This is a genomic window from Streptomyces sp. NPDC007875 (assembly GCF_042868035.1).
In the GTDB taxonomy this organism is placed as follows: Bacteria; Actinomycetota; Actinomycetes; order Streptomycetales; family Streptomycetaceae; genus Streptomyces; species Streptomyces antimycoticus.
In genome coordinates, this window is sequence record NZ_JBIADZ010000027.1 from 44,719 (window position 1) to 68,995 (window position 24,277).

Below are 24,277 nucleotides of genomic sequence, written 5' to 3' on the forward strand. Positions count from 1 at the left end.
TCGAGCCGGATGCGCCGTGAGGGGCACGCACGGTTCTGAGGGGGCCGGGGCCCGGCAAATGGGCTCCGGGCTATCCGACCGGCACAACTGGCGGAGTTCACCGGCGTCCTGGCGCCGGGCAGCAGCAGACGCTAGGGCCCGGCTGGCTCACAGGGGCGGTACACGGCGGGGTGTGCCGGGTCAGAAGCCGACCGTGGTCTCGAAGGTGTCGCGTGCGTGGGCGAACTGGTGCCAGCGGTCGTCGAGGGCGTCCAGGTCGCCGTCGCCCGTGCCGGGCACGACCGGCACGCCGATGGACAGGTGCCCGACGTGGACACCTTCGCCGGTGAGATCGTCGTGCAGGCCGCGGGCGCAGGAGCGCAGTCCGGCCAGGGCGATGCCGGAGTTGCTCATTCCCGGGATGGGGAGGATGGCGGTGGTGCCGGTGGTGAACAGCAGGGCGCCGTCGCGTGCCTGGCGCATGGCCGGCAGGACGGCGGCGGCCGCGGCGAGGGCGCCGCCGACGAGCATGTCGAACGTGGGGCGCCCGGACTGCGGGGTGGTCTCCGCAGCGGCGGTGAACCCCAGGGCCCTGAGGTCGGGCACCTGGCCGGCCAACTTGGGGAAGGTGAGGGCCGGGCTGTAGGCCAGCACGCCGATCCGCCCGAGTTCCTCGGCGGCCGTGTGCAGCGCGTCGGTCAGGGCCTTGTCGTCGGCGGTCGTAGCGATCACCGGTGCCAGCAGCGGCATCGAAGCGGCGATGGCGGCCTACCTCGCCGAGAGGGGCGCCCGGCTCGTGCTCGGGGCCCGACGGGAAGACCAGTTGCACGCGGTAGTGGACCAGATCACGGAACAGGGCGGCTCGGCCGCCGCAACGGTCATCGCCATCGGTTACGCGATCGAGCGGCCCGCCCGCATCGACATCAGCGAAATCGTCGTCCGGCCCACCATGCAAGCCTGACAGCCGGCGGAGACAGCTCGTAGGAGGCCGCGGTAGGAGCGGCTGGGCCGACAAGATCGTCGCACAGCCGTCGATGTACTGGACCGACAGCGCCCCGCTTCAGCTGGACGCTGGGTGGGAGCCCGGTACGCCCTGCGCACCGAGGGGTACCGGCGCGCTCTGACCGCGGCGGGGCAGGGGGTCGCCCCGTCCCTCGTCGTGGAGACGCAGCGGTCGTCCCGGGAGGCTGGGCATGCCGCGGTCGCAGAACTCCTCGGCGCGAGTACGCCGTTCGACGCCGTGCTCGCGCTCGAGGAGCCGCTCGCCCACGGGCGTTGCACGCCTTGCGCAGGGCGGGCCGGGACGTGCCGGGCGATGTCCAGGTCGTCGCGTTCGGCAACGACGAGGACGCGGAGTACTCCTCGCCCAGCCTGACACCAGCTACAGCCCGCATCTGCTCCTGGACGCCTCCGGCAGGACGGTCCGCTTCACCACGGCCACCGCCACCGGTCCGACCGGGTGCATGGAAGCCACGGCGGTGGCCAACACCGTTGTTCTGCCCTACGCCGACGCTTTCGCGAGGGGGAGGTCCGGCTGGGTCGACTACGGGGGTTGCTGGACGACGTCGGGCGGTGTCCTGTCCGAGACGTGCGGTGGCACCGGCGGGAACAAGTCGATCGCGGGCTCCACGGGGTGGACCGACTACCGCCTCGCGGGCGATGTGCGCATCGACAGCGGAGCGCAGGCCGGATTCGTCGTGCGGGCGTCCGATCCGGGCCAGGGGGCCGATGCGCTCGACGGCTACTACATCGGTGTGTCGTCGCGGCGGATCGTCCTCGGCAAGCAGAACGGTGCCTGGAAGGAGCTGGCGCAGACAGCCGTCCCCGGCGGCCTGGCCACCGGGAGGTGGTACCACCTGACGGTGAAGGCCGTGGGCTGCACCCTCACGGTGACCGGCAGGCCCTCGGGCTCACCCGCCACGCCGTCCGGTTTCACGTACCAGGATCCGGACTGTTCCTTCACCCGGGGCTCGATCGGGGTGCGTGACCAGGGCGGGACCGCGAGCTGGCGGCGTGTGACCGTCACCAGGAGCGGCTGAGCGCTCGTGCGCCGAGGGACCGTCCTCCGTCTGGCGGTCCCTCGGCCCGGATCAGCGAAGAGTCGGTCCTGATCAGGGGAAAAGCTGTTGGCGCACGCCGTTCGTGGATTCCCGGGCGTGCAGCCAGTGCGGAGCCGTGTGCACCTCGAACGGCAGGGGCACGTCCGAGCGGATGCGGGCCGCCAGGCACTTCACGGCCAGTGAGGCGATGGCGGTCTTGTCCGGGGCCACGGACGTGAGGGACGGCGTGCTGTAGAGCGCCTCGTCGGAGCCGTCGATGCTCGCCACGGCGACGTCGTCCGGGATGCTCAACCCGGCCTCGAACAGGGCGCGTTGGGCGCCGACGGCCAGCAGATCGCTGAAGCAGAAGACCGCGTCGGGGCGTCCGCCGGCCGGCAGGGCGGTCAGGGCGCGCATCGCCAGCAGGCCGTTGCGCCGGTCGAACTCCTTGATGGCGGGCGCGAGCCGGGGGTCGTAGGTCACCCCGGCCTCGTGCAGGGCGAGCTGGAAGCCCTCCAGGCGCTGCCGGCTGGTCGCCGACGCCTGCTGGTCCACGCCGATGGCGGCGATCCGCGTACGGCCGAGGCCGGCCAGGTGCGCGGTGGCGTCGCGCGCCGCCGCGACGTTGTCGATCAGGACGTGGTCGGCCCCCACCTGGTCGCGCTCGTAGCTGCGCTCGCCGAGCAGAACCAGTGGGAACTCGTTGGCGACGGCGGCGAGTTCGTCGGGCGAGACGCGCAGGGGCGACAGGATCACGCCGTCCAGCAGTGACGCGCCGACGCCGGTGGCCAGGCGCAGTTCCTCCGTCGCGTCGCCCAGCGTCTCCTCGATCAGGACGGTCAGGCCCAGCTGCGCGGCCTCGGCCCGAACGTGCTGGGCGAGTTCGGCGAAGTACGGCGTGGCCAGGTCGGGGACGGCGAGGCCGATCAGGCCGCTGTGCCCGGTGCGCAGGCGGCGGGCCGACGGGTTGGGCCGGTAACCGAGCTCGTGCACCGCCTTCAGCACGCGCTTCCGCGTGGCCTCGGATACGCGGGGAGCATTGCGTACAACGTTGGACACGGTCTTGATCGAGACCCCTGCCCGCTCCGCCACGTCCTTGAGTGTCACCGCGGCCACCGGCCGACCTCCTCACCTGTGTTTCTCTGCATTATGCAGGGATTTCGGCGGGCTGTCAGCGCCGGGGCGGCTCCGAATTCCGTTCCGGACGAGGGGTTGACCGTGGCGAGATTTCGCGGTTACAACGTTGGAATCAATCGATAGCAAGCGGTTGCTGACGGGGTCGTCACACGGACAGCCGACGGCTGTCCGTCGGACGGTCCGGGCTGCCCGCCCATGCCCACGGCGCCGCGCTGACCGCACATCTCATGAGAGGGTCCGCATGTCTTCGCACCGCTCCACCACCCCACTGCGCACCGCCGTGGTCGGCACCGGGGGCATCGCGCGCTCCAGCCATCTGCCCGCACTGCGCACGCTCGCCGACGCGAGCGAGGTGGAGATCGTCGCCGCCGTCGACGTCGACATGGACGTGGTGCGCGCGTTCGCGGCCGGCGCCGGGATTCCGTACGCCTCGACGGACCTCGATGCCACCCTGGCCGAACTGCGCCCCGATCTCGTGGTGTTGTGCACGCCACCCGCCGTGCACCGCGACCAGGCGGTGACCGCGCTGAAGGCGGGTGCCTGGGTGTGGTGCGAGAAGCCGCCGTGCCCGTCCCTCGCCGACTTCGATGCCATCGAGGCCGCCGAGAAGCCCGGGGACGCGGGACCGTACGCCTCCATCGTCTTCCAGCACCGGTTCGGCTCCGGCGCGCGCCATGTGCGGCGACTGCTGCGGGAGGGGGCGTTCGGCCGCCCGCTCGTCGCCCACTGCCAGACCACCTGGTACCGGGACGCCGCCTACTACTCCGTTCCGTGGCGCGGGCGGTGGGCGACCGAGGGCGGCGGGCCCGCCATGGGGCATGGCATCCACCAGACGGACCTGCTCCTGGACCTGATGGGGCCCTGGAGCGAGGTGCGGGGGATGGCGGCGCGGCTCGTGCACGACGTGGAGACCGAGGACGTGTCCACGGCGCAGGTGCGGTTCGCGAGCGGTGCCGTGGCCACCGTGGTCAACAGCGTGCTGAGCCCCGACGAGGTGAGCCGGATCCGCATCGACTGCGAGCGCGCCACGATCGAACTGACCCACCTCTACGGCTACCGCAACGCGGACTGGCGCATCACCCCGGCCCCCGGTGTCCCCGAACATGCCGTGGCCGCCTGGCGCGACTTCGGCACGGACGAGCCGAGCTCGCACCTGGCCCAGCTCCGCGCCCTGGTGGCCGACATCAGGGCGGGACGGCGCCACGCGACCAGCGGCGCGGGCGGCCGGCAGACGCTCGAGTTCATCACCGCCCTGTACAAGTCCGCGTTCACCGACACCCCGGTCGGCGCGGGGGAGATCGGCCCCGGCGACCCCTACTACACCGAGCTGCACGGCGGCGCCCAGGGCTGGGCGCCGGACACCACCCGCAAGGAAGAGGCCCACGCATGACGCTCGCACTGACCCATGCCCACGGCGACCGCATCACCGTGACCCACGAGGCGACCGGCACCGAGCTGTTCGCCTACGTGTACCGCCCGGAAGCCCCGTGGGAGTCCCCCAAGCCGTATCTGCACCCGGTCCGGACCCTCTCCGGCGGACTCATCACCGACTACCGCCCCAACGACCACCGCTGGCACAAGGGGCTCCAGCTGACGGCCTCCCACCTGTCGGGCCAGAACCTGTGGGGCGGGAACACCTATGTCCACGGCGAGGGGTATGTCGCGCTGCCCGAGCGGATCGGCTCGATGGCGCATGCCGGCTTCGAGGAGGTCGCCGCCGCGGACGACCGGGCCGTGATCGCCGAGCGCCTGACCTGGCATCCGTACGACGGTGAACTGTGGGCCGAGGAGGAGCGCCGCATCGAGGTGCGCGACGTCGATCCGCGGGCCGGCAGCTGGTCGTTGACATGGACCTCGGCGATCACCAACCGCCGGAGGGAACCGCTGCGTTTCGGCAGCCCCACCACCCACGGCCGCCCGGCAGCCGGATACACCGGCCTGTTCTGGCGGGGCCCGCGCGCCTTCCGCGACGGCCACGTCTTCACCGCCGGGGCGGACGGCGGCGACCTCATGGGCAGCCAGGCGCCCTGGCTGGCGTACGTCGGCGAGCACGACGGGCGCGACGGCCACGCCACGGTCGTCTTCGAACACGCCCCGGCCAACGACCACGCGGGGGACAAGGGGACGCATCCGGCGCACTGGTTCGTGCGCAGCGACCCGTTCGCCGCGGTGGCGCCGTCCTGGGCGTTCCACGAGGAGCTCGTCCTCGCCCCCGGCGACACCCTCTCCCGGGGCTACCGGGTGACCGTCGCCGACGGCGCCTGGGACCGCGAGCAGGTCACCGCCCACCTGGACGGGCACACATGGTGAGCGCGAGGTTCGACGGCTTCCCCGCGGCGGTCGACGTGTCCCGGCCGCGCGACAAGGACGGCCGGCTCCCGCGCCCGAGCCGCCGGGCCGTCCTGGCCGTCGCCGCCACCGGCCTCAGCACCGCCCTGACCGGCACGCTCTCCGCGTGCTCCGCCGCGAGCGGCGACACGTCCGGCGTCACCCTCCGGTTCTCCTGGTGGGGCAACGACGACCGTGCCGCGCGCACCGCGAAGGCGGTCCGCCTCTTCGAGCAGGAACACCCCGGCATCACCGTGCGCACGTCGAACGGCGACTTCGGCGCGTATCTCCAGAAGCTGGCCACGCAGGCCGCCGGCGGCGGTGTGCCCGACGTGGTCCAGCTCGACTACCGGCAGATCTCCCAGTACGCGGGCGGCAAGGCGATCATGCCGCTGGACGGAGTCATCAAGGACCAGACGATCCGCACGTCCGACATGGACCAGGACTTCCTGCGCACCGGCACCTACAAGGGCAGGCAGTTCGCCCTGCCCATGGGGCGTGGCATCACCGGATACGCCTACGACTCCGCCGTCTACAAGAAGGCCGGTATCCCCACGCCCCGGCCCAGTTGGACCTGGCAGGACTGGGCGAAGGCCAACAAGAAGATCGCCGCCCTGGGGCTGAAGTCCCCCGACGGACGTCCCTTCACCGGCGCCAACGACGGCGGTGGCAACGAGGACGTCTTCGAGACCTGGCTGCGCAGCCGCGGCAAGAACCTCTACGCGGACCAGACGAAACTCGGTTTCACCGAGGACGACCTGACCGCCTTCTGGTCGTTCCTCAGCAGGCTCCGCGACGAAGGGGCCATCGCCGAGGCCCGGGACACCGTGCAGGCCAAGAGCACCGAGACCAGCCCCATCGGCCGCCGTCTCTCGGCCGCCGACTTCACCTGGGACGCGCCCTTCCCCGGGTACACGGGCCTGCTCGGCGAGAACATCCACTTCTCCCCGGTCCCCACGACCGACGGCCGGCAGGGCACGTACTTCAAGCCGAGCATGCTCCTCGGCATCGGCTCGCAGAGCGAACACCCCAAGGAGGCGGCCCAGTTGATCGACTTCCTCCTCAACGACCCACGGGCGGGCGACATCCTCGGCTTCTCCCGGTCCACCCCGCCGAACCGCAAGATCGCCGCCCGGGTCGCCAGGACGCTCGAGGGACCGGAGCGGGAGATTTACGACTACGCGCAGACGATGGAGAAGTACGGCCTCGATATCCCGCCGACCGCACCGCCGCGCGGCGACCTCGCGATCCAGGCCGCGTTCAACCGCACCTACCAGCGCGTGATGTACGGGATGGTCACCCCGCGCGGGGCCGCCCGTGAACTCATCGACGAGGCGAACCGGGAGCTGGAGTCATGAGCACGGTCTCCACGACGAGGGCGCCCGCGCGCGCCGTCCGCACGACGGATCCGCGCCCGCGCAAGAGCAAGCGGCGTCAGGTGCGTGAACGGCAGTGGCCCGCCTATGTGTTCCTCTCCCCGTGGATGATCGGCGCGGTCGTGCTGACCCTCGTGCCGATGGCCGTGTCCCTGTACCTGTCGTTCACGGACTACAACCTGTTCGACCCGCCGCACTGGGTGGGCCTGCGCAACTACCGGGAGATGCTGACCGAGGACCCCCGCTACTGGCGGTCGGTCGGCACCACGATGCTGTACGTCGTCGTGGCCGTCCCGCTGAAGCTGGGCCTCGCCCTCGGCGTGGCGATGCTGCTGAAGAACCTCGGCCGGGGCCGGGGCTTCTACCGCTCCGCGTTCTACGCGCCGTCCCTGCTCGGCGCGAGCATGTCGATCGCCCTGGTGTGGAAGGCGCTGTTCAACGACGGCGGCACCGTCGCCAATGTCCTGGACACCGTCGGCATCCACACCGGCGGCTGGGTCGGCAACCCCCATCTCGCGGTGTACGGGGTCGTCCTGCTGACGGTGTGGCAGTTCGGCGCGCCCATGGTGATCTTCCTGGCGGGCCTCCAGCAGATCTCGCCCGACCTCTACGAGGCCGCGGCGCTCGACGGCGCGGGCCGCTGGCGGCAGTTCATGTCCATCACCGTGCCGATGCTGTCCCCGGTCGTCTTCTTCAACCTGGTCCTGGAGGTCATCAACTCCTTCCAGGTCTTCACCCCGGCCTTCGCCATCAGCGGCGGCGACGGTGGACCCGCCGACTCCACGAAGTTCTACACGCTGTACCTGTACGAGCGCGGCTTCACGGCCTCGCACATGGGATACGCGGCGGCGATGGCCTGGCTGCTGCTGATCGCCATCGGCGCGATCACCCTGATCCTGTTCCGGACCTCCCGGTCCTGGGTGTTCTACGCGGACGAGGAGGGCCGATGAACATCGCCACGAAGCGGTGGCTGCCGCACACGATCTCGGCCGCCGCGCTGCTCGTCCTGCTGTATCCGCTGGCCTGGCTGCTCGCCACCTCGCTCAAGCCGGCCGACGAGGTGATGACGAGCCTCGACCTGTGGCCCAGCCATCTGGAGTGGTCGAACTACACGACGGCCCTGGACGGGGTCTCGGGTGTCACCGTCACGCACCTGCTGGGCAACACGCTGCTGATCGCGGGGGGCGCTGTCCTCGGCAACGTCCTGTCCTGCTCGCTGGCCGCCTACGCCTTCGCCCGGCTGCGCTTCCGTATGAGCAAGGTGATGTTCGCCTTCATGGTGGCGACGCTGATGCTGCCGCACCACGTCGTACTGATCCCGCAGTACATCATCTTCAACCGGCTTGGTCTGGTGGACAGTTACTGGCCGCTGATCCTGCCGAAGTTCCTGGCCACCGAGGCGTTCTTCGTCTTCCTCATCGTCCAGTTCATGCGCGGCCTGCCGCGCGAGCTGGAGGAGTCCGCGCGGATCGACGGCTGCGGTCCCTTCCGTACGTACTGGTCGATCACGCTGCCGCTGGCCCGGCCCGCGCTGATCACCACGGCCATCTTCACGTTCATCTGGACGTGGAACGACTTCTTCACGCAGATGATCTATCTCTTCGCGCCGGAGAAGTACACCATCACGCTCGCCCTGAGCAGCTTCGTCGACCAGTCCAGCACCTCCGCGTACGGGCCCATGTTCGCCATGTCGGTGATCTCGGTGCTGCCGATCGTGCTGTTCTTCTTCGTCTTCCAGCGCTACCTGGTGCAGGGCATGGCCACGTCCGGACTGAAGGGGTGAGGCACACGATGGCTCACGCACCCATCGCGCCCCGGCGTGAGCGCCGGGACCCCGGAGAGGTCTTCGGCTCCGGCTTCACCCTCTTCGCCGACATGCTGCTCATCGGCCTGCTCACCAGCCTCGCCTGCCTGCCGGTCGTCACGGCCCCGGCCGCGTTCGCCGCCGCGTCCGCGACGCTCCGGCAGGCCGCGGGCAGCGGCGTCCAGGTCAGGGCGGGTACATACGGCGCTCATCTGCGTGCCCATCTGTCCGCGCGGTCGGCGGTCCTCGGTCTGGTGCCGCCGCTGCTCGCGGTGGTCGTCCTGATCGATGCCGCGCTGATGCGCGCCGCCCTGCCCGGAACGGCCGTCATGGCGCCCGCCCTCGCGCTGCTCGTCCTGGGCGCCACGGTCGTGGCGCTGCGGGCGACCGCGCTGGAGACACCACACCTCCTGTCCGCACGCGAGGCGCTGCTCCGCTCGGCCGCGGACCCTCGCGGCAGTCTCCTGCTGGCCGGTGCCGTGATCCTCAGCGGGCTCCTGGCCTGGTCGATTCCGCTGCTGATTCCGCTGCTGCCGGGCCCGCTGGCGTTCGCCGCCACGGTCGTGGACCTCCGCTCCCCCGCGGACGCCCAGGAGAGCTGAACCGCGGCGCGCCACCTCCCCATCCCCCACCCACGCACCCGACACCGGAGTTCACGCATGCCCCACCCGCACCTGGACGCCGCAGGCCATCCGAGGCCACAGCTGATCCGCGATCCCGACTGGCGCGACCTCGGCGGTCCCTGGCAGTTCGCCCACGACGACGAGGACCGAGGCCGCGCCGACCGCTGGATGGACCCGGCGACCTCCGCACCGTTCACCGGCACCGTCACCGTGCCCTATCCGCCCGAGTCCGCGGCCTCGGGCGTGGCGGACACCGCCTTCCACCCCGTGCTCTGGTACCGGCGCACGATCGACGTGGCCCGGCCGGCCGCCGGGCGGCGGCTCCTGCTGCACTTCGGTGCGGTCGACCACCGGGCCGAGGTCTGGCTCAACGGCCACCTGGTGGGACAGCACGAGGGCGGGCACACCGGCTTCACCTGCGATCTGACCGGCGCCGTCGACCGGGACGGCGAGCAGACCCTCGTCGTCCGCGCCGAGGACCAGCCGCTCGACGCCGCCCAGCCCCGCGGCAAGCAGGACTGGCGCCGGGATCCACATGTCATCTGGTACCACCGCACCTCCGGGATCTGGCAGCCGGTGTGGCTGGAAGAGGTCCCGGCCGAGCACATCACGCTCCTGCACTGGACCCCCGAGGTCGCCCACGCCCGTGTCCGCTGCCGGCTGCGTCTCGGCCACTGGCCGCAGCGCCCGCTCACCGTGACGGTCCGCCTCACGCGGGGCGAGCGGGTGCTCGCCGAGCAGCGGACGCTGATCGAGGGCCAGGAGGCGGAGTTCGATGTCGCGGTGCCCGCCCTGCGCCACGGCCAGGACCTCGACGACCTGCTGTGGAGTCCGGAGCGGCCTCACCTCGTCGACGCGGTGGTGGAGTTGCGCGGCGCGGCCGAGGACACACCGGTCGACCGCGTGGCGTCCTACCTCGGCCTGCGCGACATCGGCTGGGACGACGGCGTCTTCCTCCTCAACCACAAGCCGTACTTCCTCCGGTTCGCGCTCCAGCAGGGCTACTGGCCCGCATCGCACCTGTCGGCCCCGGCCGACGCATTGCGCCGCGACGTCGAACTGGCGAAGGAGATCGGCCTCAACGGGCTGCGCGTCCACCAGAAGATCGAGGACCCGCGCTTCCTGTACTGGGCCGACCGGCTCGGGCTGCTGCTGTGGGAGGAGATGCCGTCGGCGTACACATTCGGCGCGCAGACCGTCCAGCGCGTGGTCGCCGAGTGGACCGAAGCCGTCTCCCGCGATCTGAGCCACCCCTCGATCGTCGCCTGGGTCCCGATCAACGAGTCCTGGTCCGTGCCGAACCCGACGCTGGTCCCCGCACAGCGCCACTTCATGGACGCCCTCTACCACCTGACCAAGGCCCTGGATCCCTCCCGCCCCGCCGTCTCCAACGACGGCTGGGAGATCTCCGCCGCCGACATCTGGGGCGTCCACGACTACACCCAGCACGGGGAGGTACTGCGCAAGCGCTACGGCCACGCCTCGCTGCGGCAGGGCGAGCTCGCCGAGCAGTGGCCCGGCGCCAAACGGCTGACCCTGGACGGCGTCCGCCACCAGGGGCAGCCCGTCGTCCTGAGCGAGTTCGGCGGCGCGACCTTCGAACCGGCCGAGGGTGCCGAGTGGTTCGGCTACGACACCGTGGCCACGAAGGAGGACTTCGCCGAACGCCTCGCCGACCTGGTGACCGCCGCGGTGGACTCCGGGCTCGCGGGCTTTTGCTACACCCAGTTCACCGACACGGAACAAGAGACCAACGGCCTGCTCACACCGGACCGCCAACCGAAGATCCCCCTGGCCGAACTGCGCGCGATTCTCACCCGAACCCGCGCATAGCGTGTCCCGCCTTCTGAGGGCTCGGCGCAATTCCCTTCGTCCTTACGTAGAGGAGAAACCGCAATGGCGCGATCCGAGCACGAGCACAGTCGTCGCCGGGTGCTCCAGGCATCCGCTCTCGCCTTCGCCACCGCGCTGAGCCCGTGGGGCACGGCGGCCGGCTTCGCCGCATCGGCGGGCATCCCCGACGAGGACGGCTACGATCTCTGGCTGCGCTACCGCCCCACTGCCGATCCCCGGCGGCTCGCCGAGTACCGGAAGGCCCTGGCCGGCCTGGCACGGCAGGGCGAGGGCCGGGTCATGGAGAACGCCGAGCGGGAACTGCGGCGGGCCGCCCGGGGCTTCACCGGTAGCGCACCGGCCCGGGTTCCCGCCGAGCGAGCCTCGGTTGTCATCGGCACGGTGGACGAGTCGCCGGTCGTGCGATCCCAGGTGCGTCCCGATCGGCTGGCCCGTATCGGTGAGCAGGGGTTCGTGATCGAGATGACCGGCACACCGGGCAGGCGGCGGCTGGTCATCGGGGCCCGCAGTGATCGGGGCGTGCTGGCCGGGGTCTTCCATCTCATCCGGCTGCTCCAGCTCGAACGGCCGCTGCACAAGCTGTCCGCCCTGGAGAAGCCGCGCACCGCGCTGCGCATGATGAATCACTGGGACAACGTCGACGGGTCGATCGAGCGTGGCTACGCGGGCACTTCGCTCTTCGAGTGGGACAAGCTGCCGGACATCTCCGGCCGGGTGGCCGACTATGCGCGGTCCATGGCATCGATCGGCATCAACGCTTCGGTGCTCAACAACGTGAACGCCAGTGCCGACTTCATCACCGGCGAGATGCTGACCAGACTCAGACCCCTGGCGGCACTCCTCCACTCGTGGGGCCTCTCTGTCTGGCTGTCCGTCAACTACGCCAGCCCGATGATCCTGACCGCGGACGACGCCGATCCGATCACGACGGCCGATCCCGCCGATCGACGGGTCCAGCAGTGGTGGCGGGACAAGAGCGCCGAAATCTTCACGAGCCTGCCCGGATTCGGTGGATTCTTGGTGAAGGCGAACTCGGAGGGGCAGCCCGGCCCGCTCGACTACGGACGCACCCATGCCGAGGGCGCGAACATGCTGGCCCGCACGGTCGCACCGCACGACGGGCAGATCGTCTGGCGCAGCTTCGTCCACGAGGATTTCAGCGACTGGGCGGAGTACCAGTACCGGGTGTTCGCCCCGCTGGACGGCACGTTCGACGACAACGTCATCCTCCAGACCAAGTACGGACCGATCGACTTCCAGATCCGTGAGCCCGTACACCCCCTGTTCGGCGCGATGCGCCACACGCACCAGATGCTGGAACTCCAGCTCACCCAGGAGTACACGGGCCACGAGATCCACACCACCTATCTGGCTCCGCTGTGGCGGGAGGTGCTGACCTTCCCGACGCAGGGGCCCGGTACCGGACCGACCGTCGCCGACATCCTCTCCGACGGCAACGGCCGTATGCCGCGGGCGGGCATCGCCGGGGTCAGCAACTTCGGCAACGCCCGCAACTGGACCGGCTATCTGCTGGGAGCGGCGAACACCTACGCCTTCGGCAGGATGTGCTGGAACCCGGACGCCGATCCCCGGGACCTGGCCGCGGAGTGGGCCGGGCTGACCTTCGGCCACGACGACCCGATCACCGAGGTCGTGGCCGACATCCTGACGCGCTCGCGCCGGACGTACGAGGACTACACCTCGCCACTGGGGATGGGCTATCTCACCGACCCCGGTGGCGACCATCTGGACCCGAGCCCGCTGGGCACCCTCTTCCAGTCACACCACTCCACGACCGAGGGCACCGGTTTCGACCGCACCGAGGCGACCGGCAGCGGCTTCACCGGGCTCTACCCGCGGCCGTGGCGGACGCACTACGAGTCCACGGCGACCTGTCCCGACGACCTGCTGCTGTTCATGCACTGGGTGCCGTACGACCATCGACTGCGCTCGGGCAAGACGGTCATCCAGCACATCTACGATACGCATTTCACCGGGGTCGACCGCATCGACCGGTACCTCGCCGGGTGGAGCGAACTGTCCGGGGAGATCGACCGGCAGCGCCATGCCGCCGTCACGGCGGGCTTCGTAGCCCAGCGGGAGCACGCGAGGTTCTGGCGCGACACGGTGGTCGGATTCTTCTTCGACAAGAGCCGCATCGTCGACGCGAAGCGGGAATGGCTGCAAGCGGCCCTGAACGGGCCGCGGGTGCTGCTCGGCGGTCGGCCGAACCTGCTGCCGGTCACCGTCACCAACGCCTCGTCGCGGGACCGCGATCTCACGGTCGCACTGCGGCCACCGCCGGCGGACTGGCACACCGAGCCCGCCGAACAGTCCGCGGCCGGAGCCGCGACCGCGGAGCTCGAACTGCCGGTCACACCCCCCTTGTCGGGCACCGTCGCCGCCCTGGACCTGGACGTGGCGCCGAAGCTCACCCGGCTCGACGGCCGGCCGCCGTCCCTGGTCGTCGCCCCCGAGGGCAGGCGCTGCCTCATGGCACTCAACGCCGGTCCGCGGAAGGGCACTTCGATGCCCGGCTACGACGCGCTGACCCCCGAGTCGGCCTGGTCCGCGCCGGTCGGCCACGGCTGGGTCGGCGCCGCCCCGTCGGCCAGGGACCGCGGTGGCGAGCCCCTGCTGCGCGACCACCTGTGGCACAACTCGTCCCGGGTGCTGCGCGTCGCCCTACCGGCCGGCAAGCACACCGGGTACGTGCTGGTCGGTGACACCGGTGCCACGGCCTCGCCGACCCGGGTCGCGGTGGACGGCGCCACCGTCGCCACCAGTCCGAAGCAGCCCAGCGGAACCTTCACCTGGCTGGAGCTCCCCCTCGACGGAGGTGCCACCGGCCGCACCACGGACATCACGTTCACGGGGGTGGGCGGCCCCTGGCGGCTGTCCGCGTTCGCCGTCACGGACCCCGGCGCCCCGGTGCCGTCCCTCGTCGTCATGCGGGCGACGGCGGATCCGGTGTGGTGGGCGGGCCGGGCCAACCCGGTCACGGTGCTGGTGCGCAACACCGGCACGGCGGACCGCGATGTCACCGCCCGCCTCGTCACCCCCGACGGCTGGTCCGGCACCGAGCGGACCGTGACGGTTGCCGCCGGAGCCGAGCGCGAGCTGACCGTCACCGGGACCCCGGTGTCCACTCCGGGTTTCGCCACCGTCGAGATCCGGCTCACCAGCGGGGACGAGGAGATCGAGCGCGGCCGGTCGGTGTCCGTGGTCACCACGCCACACCCCGATGACGCGGCCACGGCGTTCGACGCCGGCCCGCCGTCCAGCCCGCTGCTGACCGGGTACACCAGGCTGTCGCCGGAGGACGATTACACCGACGACCGCGGCTTCGGCTGGATCGGCCACCGGCCGAACACCCGTGACCGGGGCAATGCCGACGACCTGCGCCGCGACATCGTCATGCACAAGGGCGAACCCAGCGTCCTGCGCATCCCGGTGCCGGCCGGCCGGCACACGGTGTGGGTGCTGACCGGCGACTCCCTCACCGATTCGGGTGTCACCACCATCTCCGAGGACGGCACGGTCCTCGGACGCTCCGGCGACGACAGCCTGCCGAGCCGCGCCTTCGTCTGGTTCTCCTTCGGACTCGACGGTGGAGCGGACGGGCGCACCGCCGACCTGGAGATCACCGGTTCGAAGCTGAACGGCCTGTGGCGCATCGCGACCCTGGTCATCGTCTGAGCCCACCCCCGCCCCACACACCTGTCCCTCCGGGCGCGGCCCGCGGCCCGGCGTCTCCGATATCTCCGGCATCTACCAAGGAGAGCTCCCGACATGGCATCGACGTCAGCACGATTCCGCGCGGTCCGGGGCAGACCCGGCACCGTCCTCCTCGCCCTGCTCATGGTCCTCGGCCTGGGCAGTGCGCATCCCGGACCGGCCGCGGCCGATCCCGCCGATCCGCCCGGGACGTACCAGAACCCCGTGATGGACAACGTCGCGGACGCCTTCTCCGACCCGTCGATCATCCGGGGCAAGGACGGCTACTGGTACGCCTATGCGACCCAGACCAGCATGCGTCGGGAGAACCAGTCAGGCCCGTGGGAGTCGCAGCACTTCATGCCGATCACGCGCTCGGCCGACCTGGTCAACTGGACCTACGTCGGTGACGTCTTCGGGCCCGACAACCACCCGGAGTGGCGCGACTTCGCGACCACCTACTACTGGGCACCCGACATCCGCTACATCAACGGGAAGTACTACCTCTACTACTCGGTCGCCGGCGGCGACAAGAACACCATCGCGCTGGCCACGTCGGACCATCCGGCAGGCCCGTGGAAGGACATCGGCCACCCCGTGCTGCCGTACGGGACGGCGGTCAATCAGATCGATCCGTCGGTGTTCGTCGACTCCGACGGCCAGAAGTACCTCTACTACGGCTCGTTCCGTGACGGCGGAATCCAGGCGGTGCGTCTGAACGAGGAGGGCACCGCGCCGGTCGGCGATCCGGTGCAGGTGGTCGGCGCCCGGCGCGGCGAAGCCGCGTACGTGGTGAAGCGCGACGGCTGGTACTACCTGTTCTACTCCGGCCTGGGTTGCTGCGCCCGGGACAAGGGCGCCTATCCGGTGTTCGTCGGGCGGGCCAAGGACCCGATGGGCCCGTTCAAGGACGCCGAGGGCGTCGGCCTGGCCGACCTGCATGTCGGCGGCACGATCGTCAACGCGCCGAACGGCAACACGTGGGTCGCGACCGGCCACTCGGCGAACGTCGTGGACAAGTCCGGCCAGGACTGGATCCTCACCAACGGATTCGACCGCCACGAGAGCGATCCCAACTGGGGTGGGCGGCCGACCATGATGGACCGGCTCGACTGGATCGACGGCTGGCCGACGGTGCGCGCGGGCGCCTGGACCAGCGAGGACCGGCAGACCGCGCCGACGAGCACATGGGACGCGGGCAGCACCTTCGACGACGGCCTCGGCGGCTTCGACACCGCCGGGCACGGGTCCTGGACCATGGGTTCGGATCCGGACTCTGGGCGGTACGCCCGTGGCCGGTCGCGGGCCGCGGTCCCGCAGCTGCTGCTGCCGCGTCGGGCCCCGGGCGGCGATGTGAGGATCGAGGCCGACGTTCGGCTGCGCGACGGCAAAGGCCGGGTCGGCCTTGTCCTGGCATCCGCGGGCCCCTCCGACCACGCCGTGGCCTGGCTGGACTCCACCGGCACACTCTCCGTCGAGGTCACTCGGGACCGGAAGGTGGTGCAGAAGCGGACCGCTCGCCTGCACGCCAACGCCGATCTGCGGACCTGGCACTCGCTCACGGCCGAGATCCGCGACGGGGCGGCGCAGGTACACGTCAGCTCGGCCATGCTCGACATGCCGCTGGCCGAATCGGAAGTGGACGTACCCAAGGACTGGCGCCGTGGCGGTGTCGCCTCGACGCGCGGCGCCGGGGAGGTGGACAACGTCGGCGTGACCCGGCTCTACACGCCGACGACCGTCAAACAGCCGGACCCTGGGATCGGAGCCCGACTGCCGGAGTACGACGAGGAGTTCGACGACAACCGGCTGGACGGGTGGACGTGGTTCGGCCCCGCCGACGGAAAGGTCGCCGACGGCCAGTACGTGTGGCCGACGCAGGATGCCGACTTCTCCGGCAAGGGGACCATGGCATCGGCGTTGCTTCGTGACGCTCCGACCGGCACCTACACGGTCGAGACCAAGCTGCACTTCCCGATCACCGACGCCCCCGACGGGCGCAGCCAGGCCGGGCTGATCGCCTTCCAGAGCCCGGAGGACTCGATCCATCTGGCTCCGACCCGGACCGGCCCATCACGGCAGGCTTTCCTGTGGATCGGCCGGGACCGTGACAGCTGGCCGGAGATGCAGCTGGGCCCGTCGGCCGACACCATGTGGCTGCGGCTGCGCCATACCGTCGATCCGACGACCGGCGAGCACAGGTTCCAGTCGGCCACGAGCCGGGACGGGAAGCACTACATCTGGGGTGGGGTCTGGCATCTGCCCGCCGGCTCGGACCCGCGCATCGGCCTCGTCTCCCTGGCCGGTGAGGGAGTGACCGCACGCTTCGACTACGTGCGCTTCTCCTCCTGACACCGCGATCCGGGAGGCGGCCACGCGGCGCCTGCCCCACCCGTTCCAACGCACCGTTCCCACGCATCGGAGTCCAAGATCGATTGTCAGTGGTGGGTGAGAAGGTAGGAGCATCGAGAAGGAAAAGGGGGAGCGTCCATGTCCGGAAACCAGAACTACATCAATCACGTTGCTCTTGTGCTGGATGCCAGTTCGTCCATGTCACACTTGAGCGGCAAGGTCGTCGAAGTCGCCGACCAGCAGATTGCGTATCTGGCCCGACGCTCGAAGGAACTGGACCAGGAAACCCGCGTCACGGTCTACGTCTTCGCGGACAAGGTGGAGTGCGTCATCTACGACAAGGACGTGCTGCGTATGCCGTCCTTGAAACAGCTTTACCGGGTCGGTGGAATGACGGCTCTGCTGGCGGCCACACTGAAGTCGCAGCGGGAGCTTGCGCAGACTGCTCAACTGTACGGCGACCACAGCTTCCTGACGTTCGTACTGACGGACGGCCAGGAGAACGCGAGTCATCGCTGCCCGGATGCCCCTACCAAAAATCCACGCGAACTCGTGCAGGCCGTGGCCAAGCTGATGCAGACGCAGGAGGACAACTGGACACTGGCCGTCCTTGTGCCGGACCAGATGGGCAAGCGCGAGGCCATGCAGTGCGGCTTCCCGAAGGACAACATCGCCATTTGGGACGCCACGAGCACACAGGGCCTGGAAGAGGCCGGGCAGGTTATCCAGCAGGCCACCGAGAACTTTATGATGGGCCGAGCCCAGGGTATCCGGGGATCGCGGGCGGTGTTCTCCACCGGTGCGGAGGCGGTCAACAAGGACACCATCAAGGCGGCCGGTCTCACCCCGGTGAATCCGTCGGAGTACCAGCTGATTCCGGTGGCTCGCGAAGCAGCGATCCGGGAATGGGTCATCGAATGCGGACACACCTACCGTACCGGTGGCGCCTTTTATCAGCTGAGTAAATCGGAGAAGATCCAGGCGCGGAAGCAGATCGCGGTGCTGGAGAAGAAGACGGACCGGGTGTACACGGGGCCGGAGGCCCGATCCCTGCTCGGCCTGCCGGACACGGAAGTTCGCGTCAAGCCGGACTACAACGACGACTTCACGATATTCGTGCAGAGCACCAGCGTGAACCGGAAACTGGTACCGCACACGCGACTGCTGCTCATGATCTGAGGCGACGCGAGCCGGGAATCGAGCCCAGCCTGTCGAAGTGAGTGAGGGGCCGCGATCCCATTGTCCGGGAGCGCGGCCCCTCTCAGCGACTACCGTTGTGCGGCAGCCTGGCGCGCATGGCGGCTCACATCGCCGATCAGGTTGATGCGGACCCGTCGCTCCACGAAGCGCCACTGCCCCTCACGGCGCTCGAAGCGGTCCTGGTACCGACCGGCGGCGATGGGTTGCAGCGGCAGCTCGGGCAGCGCCTGCAACACGGTGACGTACGAACGCGAGACCGCCGTGCCCGCCTGTTCGTCGACCTCGATGGCAACGTTGGTGGTGACATGCTGGGTTCGCGGCGTGCCGTCGGCGTAGACGATCAGAGTGTCCTGGAACATTTTCTCGATCGCGTCGCGCCCGCTGACCGGCTCGCCAACGCCCGTGAAGGTGGCTTCGGCGAGAAGTATTCCGAGTCCCGCGAAATCACCGTCGTCCACGAGTTCGGCGTAACGTGCGATCAAGTTCTCGATAGCCCGGTAGCTCAACGTCGGATCGGCGGGCATGCCGATGGGTGTGGACATGGTCCCCTCCAAGCAAAGCGGGAGATCTTCAGCGTGCTGCCCTCGGCGGCAACAAGGGTGACACTGATGTCGGCTACGGCCTTGACATGTGCAGCGTAGAGCACGACCTGGCCCTGCCCGACTTGGTGGCTGGAGGAGATGAACTCGACGCCGTAGCATCAGCGCAGACCAACTGGACCAAGCCCACACCGGCAGCGGGGTGGACGATCGCCCACCAGATCGCTCACCTTGCTTCAGCTGATGCGAACGTTCTCATCGCCATAGCGCAAAAGGGCTACCGCGGCGCTGACGGATCACAGCGGCTGGCTGCCTTGGCACACAGCAGCCCGGTCCTGATCACGTCGCGCAGGCTCCGGATCAGCCTCATACCGACAAGCTGGTGCCTCCTTGGAGGATGCCGCGGGACGAGCACCGGCGCGGGTGGCACCGACGCTGGCCACGACCACGAGAACCAGGCCAAGTGTCGCAGCCGCCCCGGGGCGCTGACCGAGAACGAGCAGACCGACCATGAGGGCGATGGCGGGTTCAAGGCTCATCAGGGTGCCGAACGCGGACGCGGTCAGTCGACGCAGGGCGAGAAACTCGAGAGCGAAGGGGATGACGGGGCTGAGCACCGCCAGAACCAGCATGGTCGACGCCGTTGACCACGTGAGGCGTTCGGCGAGGGCCGGGGCGGCGAGGGCCAGCCCCAGCACCGCTGCGACCGGCATGGAGACAGCCAGCCCTTTCAGCCCGGTGACGCGATCACCGACCCGTTGGGTCAGCAGAATGTACGCGGCCCAGCACCCCGCAGCGAGCAGCGCGCTCCCTACCCCCACAAGGTCGGCGCCGCCATGCCAGGGTTCGGTCAGCAGCACGACGCCCGTCGCCGCCGCACCCGCCCAGACGAGGCGTCCCTTCCTCGGGCCGAAGAGGGAGACGGTGAGCGGTCCCAAGAATTCCAGTGCGCTTGCGGTCCCCAGCGGGAGACGGGCGATCGCCAGCATGAAGAAGACCATCATTCCGGCGGTCACCAGACCGAGCGCCATGCAGGCAAGAAGATCCCGGGAGCTGAAGTCACGAGGCCGGGGGCGGACGGCGACCAGCAGAATCAGCCCCGCCCAGCCCAGGCGCAGCCCTGCGGTTCCCAGCGCGCCGAGCTGTCCGAACAGCGGAACGGTCAGAGCCGATCCGAGCTGCACGGTAGACATCGAGGTGGCAGCCATGAGCAAACCGGTCGCGGAGCCGACATGGCGCGAGCGATGGGAAGGAAGAGCCTCGGGTGGTTCGGGGGCGTTCATAGGCTCCAGTACAGATCCTCGACACCGTTCACGTCCACGTGTCGATCCCGAATGATTCGTTCGGGATTCATGGACAATGGAGGGATGGAAACACGCCGCCTGCAGATGCTGGCCGAGCTGGCCCGGCGAGGCTCGATGCGCGCCGTGGCCGAGGCCACCGGCACTACCACCTCGACGGTTTCTCAGCAGGTCGCCGCTTTGGCTCAGGACATGGGCACGGCACTGATCGAGCCGCATGGACGCAGGGTCAGGCTCACGCCGGCGGGCCGCCGTCTGGCGGAACACGCCGTGACGATCCTTGCGGCAGTCGAGGCCGCGCAGCGGGACTTGAGTCCCGACGCCCCGCCGACCGGCACAGTGCGGGTGGCAGGCTTCGCCACGGCTATCCGAGCCCAACTGCTGCCCATCATCAGCGGTTTGTCCACCAGCCATCCTGAGCTCAGTGTCCTGGTCCGTGAGCACGAACCCGCCGAAGCCCTCCATCTGCTGGCCAACGACGAGGCCGACCTCGCGCTCACCTACGACTACAACCTGGCACCTGCCGAGCCGGACCTCGCGGTCGCGATCAACCCACTGTGGACCGCTCCCTGGGGTCTGGGCATTCCCGACAACGTCGCCCGTCCCTCAGCACCGGACGCCCCGGAGGTCTTCCGCCGGTTCCGCACGGCGGATTGGATCGGCAACTCGCGCAACACCGGTGACGAGACCGTCATCCGGACACTCGCCTCCATGGCCGGCTTCAGCCCCCACCTCACTCACCAGGCGGATAACCTCGACCTCGTACAGGGCATGATCGCGGCAGGAATGGGTGTGGGGCTGCTGCCGATGGGCACCTCCACGTTGCCCGGTGTCCATCTGGTGCCGCTCACCGCGCCGGACGTTGTCCTGCGCGCCTTCGCCGTCGCCCGCCGGGGTCGCGACAGCTGGCCTCCGCTGGCCCTGCTGACCGACCTGATCATTCGGCAGTCAGCGCAGGGTGCCTAGCCTCGACGTGCAGACGGCGTTCAGAATCGACCGAGGACCACTCCTCAGGCACCGCACCCGCAGCCCGCCCCGGCCGCGTCGGACCTATCGCCGTCCTCCTGCCCGCCGCAACAGCCGCCGGGGCCGTTCTCGATGGCAGGGCTCTTGCCCATCTGCTCGGCGTCGGCCTTGACGGTGTAGACCTCCCAGGGCTCCTTGCCGGGCCCGTGGACCCAGACCTTGTCCTGGAGCGCGTAGCAGCACGAGGTGTCGTTCTCCTCGAACGTGGCAAGCCCTGCGTCCTTCAGACGCCCGGCGGCCGCGAGGACCTGGTCGGTGGAGGTGACCTCGACACCGAGGTGGTCCAAGCGGGTGGCCTGGCCGGGTTCGCCCTCGATCAGGACGAGCTTGAGCGGCGGCTCGCTGATGGCGAAGTTGGCGTACCCCGGGCGGCGCTTGGCGGGCTCGACGCCGAAGAGCCGGGAGTAGAACGTGATGGATCCCTCAAGGTCGGCGACGTTGAGGGCAAGCTGAACGCGGGACATGACGATTCCCTTGGTCTTGTTGTATCGATGCCTGTCGATTCAACGTTGCATCTTGAATCGAAGAACGTCAACATAGAAGCATGTCGAAACAAGAGCTTGAGGTACTCGGCCAGGACGGAGTCGAGGGCTGCTGCCCCGGACTGCTGACCGCCCCGCTGGACGAGGACCAGGCGGTGGAGCTGGCGAAGGTGTTCAAGGCTTTGGGCGATCCGATCCGGCTGCGGCTGCTGTCGATGATCGCCTCCCGGGCCGGGGGCGAGGTGTGTGTCTGCGACCTGACTCCCGCCTTCGACCTGTCCCAGCCGACGATCTCCCACCACCTCAAGCTGCTGCGGCAGGCCGGGCTGATCGACTGCGAGCGCCGGGGGACGTGGGTGTACTACTGGCTGCTGCCGGAGATGACGGACAGGATCGCCGGCATCCTCACCCGTCCTGCGGGCCGGCCGCTTCCTGAGCGGGCCGGGAAGAGCATCGCCGGGGCCGCCTCATGACCGCCCCAGCACCGCAGACCGGGCCGGTGGCGGCCCGGCTGTCGTTCCTGGACCGGTTCCTGGCGGTGTGGATCCTGCTCGCGATGGCCGCCGGCCTCGGCCTGGGACGGCTCGTTCCCGGCCTGGGTGACGCGCTGGCCAAGGTGACCGTCACCGGTGTCTCCCTGCCGATCGCGCTCGGCTTGCTGGTGATGATGTACCCGGTGCTGGCCAAGGTCCGCTACGACCGCCTGGACACCGTCACCCGCGACCGCCGCCTCCTCATCCCATCTCTGGCCGTGAACTGGATTGCCGGACCAGCGGTGATGTTCGCCCTGGCCTGGCTCTTCCTGCCGGACCTTCCGCAATACCGCACCGGCCTGATCATCGTCGGCCTGGCCCGCTGCATTGCCATGGTCATCATCTGGAACGACCTCGCCTGCGGCCACCGCGAAGCCGCCGCCGTCCTGGTGGCACTCAACAGCGTGTTCCAGGTGATCGCCTTCTCCGCGCTCGGCTGGTTCTACCTCAGCGTCCTGCCCGGCTGGCTCGGCCTGGAACAGACCGGGCTCGAGATCAGCGTGTGGGAGATCGCCCGCAGCGTCCTGATCTTCCTCGGCATTCCGCTGTTGGCCGGGTTCCTCACCCGCCGCCTGGGCGAGAAGGTCAAGGGCCGGGCCTGGTACGAGACGACGCTCATCCCACGCATCGGGCCGTTCGCCCTGTACGGGCTGCTGTTCACCATCGTCGTGCTGTTCGCCCTCCAGGGAGAGGCGATCACCTCCCGCCCCGTCGACGTAGCGCGCATCGCGCTGCCGCTGCTGGTGTACTTCGCCGTGATGTGGGCCGGATCCATGGCCCTGGGACGGGCCGTCGGACTGGACTACCCCCGGGCGGCCACACTGGCCTTCACCGCGGCGGGCAACAACTTCGAACTCGCCATCGCCGTCGCCATCGCAACCTTCGGCGCCTCCTCCGGGCAGGCCCTGGCCGGAGTCGTCGGCCCGCTCATCGAAGTCCCCGTGCTGATCGGCCTGGTCTACGTCGCCCTGGCCGCACGCCGCTTCTTCCCCACCCCCGCCACCAGCACCCTTCACCCGGCGGCCGCTCCGGAAGGTTCCGCCCGTGTCTGACCCCCGAAAGCCCTCGGTGCTGTTCGTCTGCGTCCACAACGCGGGTCGCTCCCAGATGGCCGCCGCCTTCCTCACCCACCTCGCGGGCGACCGCATCGAGGTCCGCTCCGCCGGATCCGCCCCCGCCGACACCGTCAACCCCGCCGTGGTCGAGGCAATGGCCGAGGTCGACATCGACATCGCCGCCGAAATCCCCAAGGTCCTCACCACCGAGGCCGTGCAAGCATCCGACGTCGTCATCACGATGGGCTGCGGTGACGCCTGTCCTGTCTTCCCCGGCAAGACCTACCTCGACTGGAAACTCGACGACCCAGCCGGACAAGGAGTGGCGGCCGTGCGACCGATCCGCGACGGCATCCGCACCCGCGTCCAGAACCTGATCAACGAACTCACCCCAGGTGACCGCACATGACCGCGACCACCGGCAGCCTCCGGATCACCGAGCTGACCGCCGAGCACGCTCAAGACGTGCTGGCGATCTACCAGCTCGGCATCGACGAAGGCAACGCCACCTTCGAGACCACCGCACCCACCTGGGAAGCGTTCGACGCAGCCAAACTCCCCGACCACCGGCACATCGCGCTCGACACCGACGGGCAGGTCCTCGGCTGGGTCGCCGCCACGAAGGTCTCCGACCGTTGCGCGTACGCGGGCGTGGTTGAGCACTCCGTCTACGTACGCCCCGGAGCCCGTCGGCGAGGAGTCGGGGCTGCACTTCTCGACGCATTGATCGCGTCCAGTGAAGCGGCAGGGATCTGGACCATCCAGTCCGGCATCTTCCCCGAGAACACCGCCAGCCTCCGCCTCCACCAGCGGGCGGGCTTCCGCGTCATCGGCACCCGCGAACGCATCGGCCGCCACCACGGAGTCTGGCGCGACGTCGTGCTCATCGAACGTCGCAGTCCCAATATCACCTGACCAAGGCCCGGCGGCCG

At 69.7% G+C, this 24,277-nt stretch carries 22 protein-coding genes and 2 pseudogenes; 19 read left to right on the forward strand and 5 right to left on the reverse strand.

What is annotated here, in order from left to right; genetic code table 11:
• Positions 1 to 180 precede the first annotated feature (180 nt).
• Positions 181 to 729: a hypothetical protein gene (locus tag ACFYOY_RS38330; protein ID WP_351902255.1), complete on the reverse strand. Its 549-nt coding sequence runs from the start codon at positions 727 to 729 to the stop codon at positions 181 to 183.
• Between the two features lie 10 nt (positions 730 to 739).
• Here ACFYOY_RS38330 and ACFYOY_RS38335 point away from each other — a divergent pair, with 10 nt between their 5' ends.
• The 3 genes and pseudogenes from ACFYOY_RS38335 (at position 740) to ACFYOY_RS38345 (ending at position 2,018) form a co-directional block, all read left to right on the forward strand.
• Positions 740 to 940 carry a hypothetical protein gene (locus ACFYOY_RS38335; protein ID WP_351902252.1) on the forward strand — a complete coding sequence of 67 codons (201 nt, stop codon included), beginning with the start codon at positions 740 to 742 and terminating at the stop codon, positions 938 to 940.
• A 323-nt stretch (positions 941 to 1,263) separates the two neighbouring features.
• Positions 1,264 to 1,344, forward strand: a pseudogene (locus ACFYOY_RS38340) (hypothetical protein); the annotation flags it as partial.
• A 98-nt stretch (positions 1,345 to 1,442) separates the two neighbouring features.
• A complete protein-coding gene (locus tag ACFYOY_RS38345; protein ID WP_351902249.1) occupies positions 1,443 to 2,018 on the forward strand; it encodes a family 16 glycoside hydrolase in 576 nt (191 codons plus the stop codon).
• A gap of 72 nt (positions 2,019 to 2,090) precedes the next feature.
• Here ACFYOY_RS38345 and ACFYOY_RS38350 read toward each other — a convergent pair whose 3' ends face one another.
• Entirely contained in the window at positions 2,091 to 3,134 is a 1,044-nt protein-coding gene (locus ACFYOY_RS38350; protein WP_388592252.1) for a LacI family DNA-binding transcriptional regulator, read from the reverse strand.
• A gap of 262 nt (positions 3,135 to 3,396) precedes the next feature.
• On the opposite strand from ACFYOY_RS38350, the gene ACFYOY_RS38355 reads away from it, so the two are divergent.
• From ACFYOY_RS38355 to ACFYOY_RS38400, 10 genes are all read left to right on the forward strand, one after another.
• A complete protein-coding gene (locus ACFYOY_RS38355) occupies positions 3,397 to 4,545 on the forward strand; it encodes a Gfo/Idh/MocA family oxidoreductase (RefSeq protein ID WP_351902243.1) in 1,149 nt (382 codons plus the stop codon).
• Entirely contained in the window at positions 4,542 to 5,465 is a 924-nt protein-coding gene (locus tag ACFYOY_RS38360) for a PmoA family protein (RefSeq protein ID WP_351902240.1), read from the forward strand. The genes ACFYOY_RS38355 and ACFYOY_RS38360 overlap by 4 nt, the downstream gene beginning before the upstream one ends.
• Positions 5,459 to 6,841 (forward strand): ABC transporter substrate-binding protein, encoded by a 1,383-nt coding sequence (locus ACFYOY_RS38365; RefSeq protein ID WP_351902237.1) that lies wholly within the window; start codon positions 5,459 to 5,461, stop codon positions 6,839 to 6,841. The genes ACFYOY_RS38360 and ACFYOY_RS38365 overlap by 7 nt, the downstream gene beginning before the upstream one ends.
• Complete coding sequence (locus ACFYOY_RS38370) at positions 6,838 to 7,809, forward strand: sugar ABC transporter permease (protein ID WP_351902234.1); 972 nt, start codon at positions 6,838 to 6,840, stop codon at positions 7,807 to 7,809. The genes ACFYOY_RS38365 and ACFYOY_RS38370 overlap by 4 nt, the downstream gene beginning before the upstream one ends.
• On the forward strand, positions 7,806 to 8,642 hold the full coding sequence (locus ACFYOY_RS38375) for a carbohydrate ABC transporter permease (RefSeq protein ID WP_078638168.1): 837 nt from the start codon (positions 7,806 to 7,808) through the stop codon (positions 8,640 to 8,642). The genes ACFYOY_RS38370 and ACFYOY_RS38375 overlap by 4 nt, the downstream gene beginning before the upstream one ends.
• Positions 8,643 to 8,650: 8 nt before the next feature.
• A complete protein-coding gene (locus ACFYOY_RS38380; RefSeq protein WP_388592256.1) occupies positions 8,651 to 9,265 on the forward strand; it encodes a hypothetical protein in 615 nt (204 codons plus the stop codon).
• A gap of 57 nt (positions 9,266 to 9,322) precedes the next feature.
• Complete coding sequence (locus ACFYOY_RS38385; RefSeq protein ID WP_351902227.1) at positions 9,323 to 11,119, forward strand: sugar-binding domain-containing protein; 1,797 nt, start codon at positions 9,323 to 9,325, stop codon at positions 11,117 to 11,119.
• Positions 11,120 to 11,182: 63 nt separating this feature from the next.
• Complete coding sequence (locus ACFYOY_RS38390; protein WP_388592258.1) at positions 11,183 to 14,839, forward strand: alpha-glucuronidase family glycosyl hydrolase; 3,657 nt, start codon at positions 11,183 to 11,185, stop codon at positions 14,837 to 14,839.
• A 93-nt stretch (positions 14,840 to 14,932) separates the two neighbouring features.
• Positions 14,933 to 17,209 (forward strand): family 43 glycosylhydrolase, encoded by a 2,277-nt coding sequence (locus ACFYOY_RS38395; RefSeq protein ID WP_351902221.1) that lies wholly within the window; start codon positions 14,933 to 14,935, stop codon positions 17,207 to 17,209.
• A gap of 138 nt (positions 17,210 to 17,347) precedes the next feature.
• On the forward strand, positions 17,348 to 18,388 hold the full coding sequence (locus ACFYOY_RS38400) for a vWA domain-containing protein (RefSeq protein ID WP_351902218.1): 1,041 nt from the start codon (positions 17,348 to 17,350) through the stop codon (positions 18,386 to 18,388).
• A gap of 89 nt (positions 18,389 to 18,477) precedes the next feature.
• Here ACFYOY_RS38400 and ACFYOY_RS38405 read toward each other — a convergent pair whose 3' ends face one another.
• The gene (locus ACFYOY_RS38405) at positions 18,478 to 18,951 is read right to left on the reverse strand and encodes a nuclear transport factor 2 family protein (RefSeq protein WP_388592261.1); all 474 of its coding nucleotides are present in this window, start codon (positions 18,949 to 18,951) and stop codon (positions 18,478 to 18,480) included.
• A gap of 86 nt (positions 18,952 to 19,037) precedes the next feature.
• On the opposite strand from ACFYOY_RS38405, the pseudogene ACFYOY_RS38410 reads away from it, so the two are divergent.
• Positions 19,038 to 19,226 (forward strand): annotated as a pseudogene (locus tag ACFYOY_RS38410) (maleylpyruvate isomerase N-terminal domain-containing protein); the annotation flags it as partial.
• Between the two features lie 18 nt (positions 19,227 to 19,244).
• On the opposite strand, the gene ACFYOY_RS38415 reads toward ACFYOY_RS38410, so the two are convergent.
• Entirely contained in the window at positions 19,245 to 20,231 is a 987-nt protein-coding gene (locus ACFYOY_RS38415; protein ID WP_388592263.1) for a DMT family transporter, read from the reverse strand.
• A gap of 84 nt (positions 20,232 to 20,315) precedes the next feature.
• Between ACFYOY_RS38415 and ACFYOY_RS38420 the strand changes: the two genes are divergently transcribed.
• The gene (locus tag ACFYOY_RS38420; protein WP_351902209.1) at positions 20,316 to 21,215 is read left to right on the forward strand and encodes a LysR family transcriptional regulator; all 900 of its coding nucleotides are present in this window, start codon (positions 20,316 to 20,318) and stop codon (positions 21,213 to 21,215) included.
• A 44-nt stretch (positions 21,216 to 21,259) separates the two neighbouring features.
• Here the strand turns inward: ACFYOY_RS38420 and ACFYOY_RS38425 are convergent, their stop codons facing one another.
• A complete protein-coding gene (locus ACFYOY_RS38425; protein WP_351902206.1) occupies positions 21,260 to 21,739 on the reverse strand; it encodes an ArsI/CadI family heavy metal resistance metalloenzyme in 480 nt (159 codons plus the stop codon).
• An 80-nt stretch (positions 21,740 to 21,819) separates the two neighbouring features.
• On the opposite strand from ACFYOY_RS38425, the gene ACFYOY_RS38430 reads away from it, so the two are divergent.
• The 4 genes from ACFYOY_RS38430 to ACFYOY_RS38445 are packed head-to-tail and all read left to right on the forward strand — an operon-like array spanning position 21,820 to position 24,260.
• On the forward strand, positions 21,820 to 22,230 hold the full coding sequence (locus ACFYOY_RS38430; RefSeq protein ID WP_351902203.1) for a metalloregulator ArsR/SmtB family transcription factor: 411 nt from the start codon (positions 21,820 to 21,822) through the stop codon (positions 22,228 to 22,230).
• Positions 22,227 to 23,342, forward strand: a complete 1,116-nt coding sequence (arsB, locus tag ACFYOY_RS38435; RefSeq protein WP_351902200.1) for an ACR3 family arsenite efflux transporter — start codon at positions 22,227 to 22,229, stop codon at positions 23,340 to 23,342. Before ACFYOY_RS38430 ends, arsB begins: the two co-directional genes overlap by 4 nt.
• Positions 23,335 to 23,754, forward strand: coding sequence for an arsenate reductase ArsC (locus tag ACFYOY_RS38440; protein WP_351902197.1), 420 nt, complete (start codon positions 23,335 to 23,337; stop codon positions 23,752 to 23,754). Before arsB ends, ACFYOY_RS38440 begins: the two co-directional genes overlap by 8 nt.
• On the forward strand, positions 23,751 to 24,260 hold the full coding sequence (locus ACFYOY_RS38445; protein WP_388592267.1) for a GNAT family N-acetyltransferase: 510 nt from the start codon (positions 23,751 to 23,753) through the stop codon (positions 24,258 to 24,260). Before ACFYOY_RS38440 ends, ACFYOY_RS38445 begins: the two co-directional genes overlap by 4 nt.
• Positions 24,261 to 24,277: the final 17 nt, after the last annotated feature.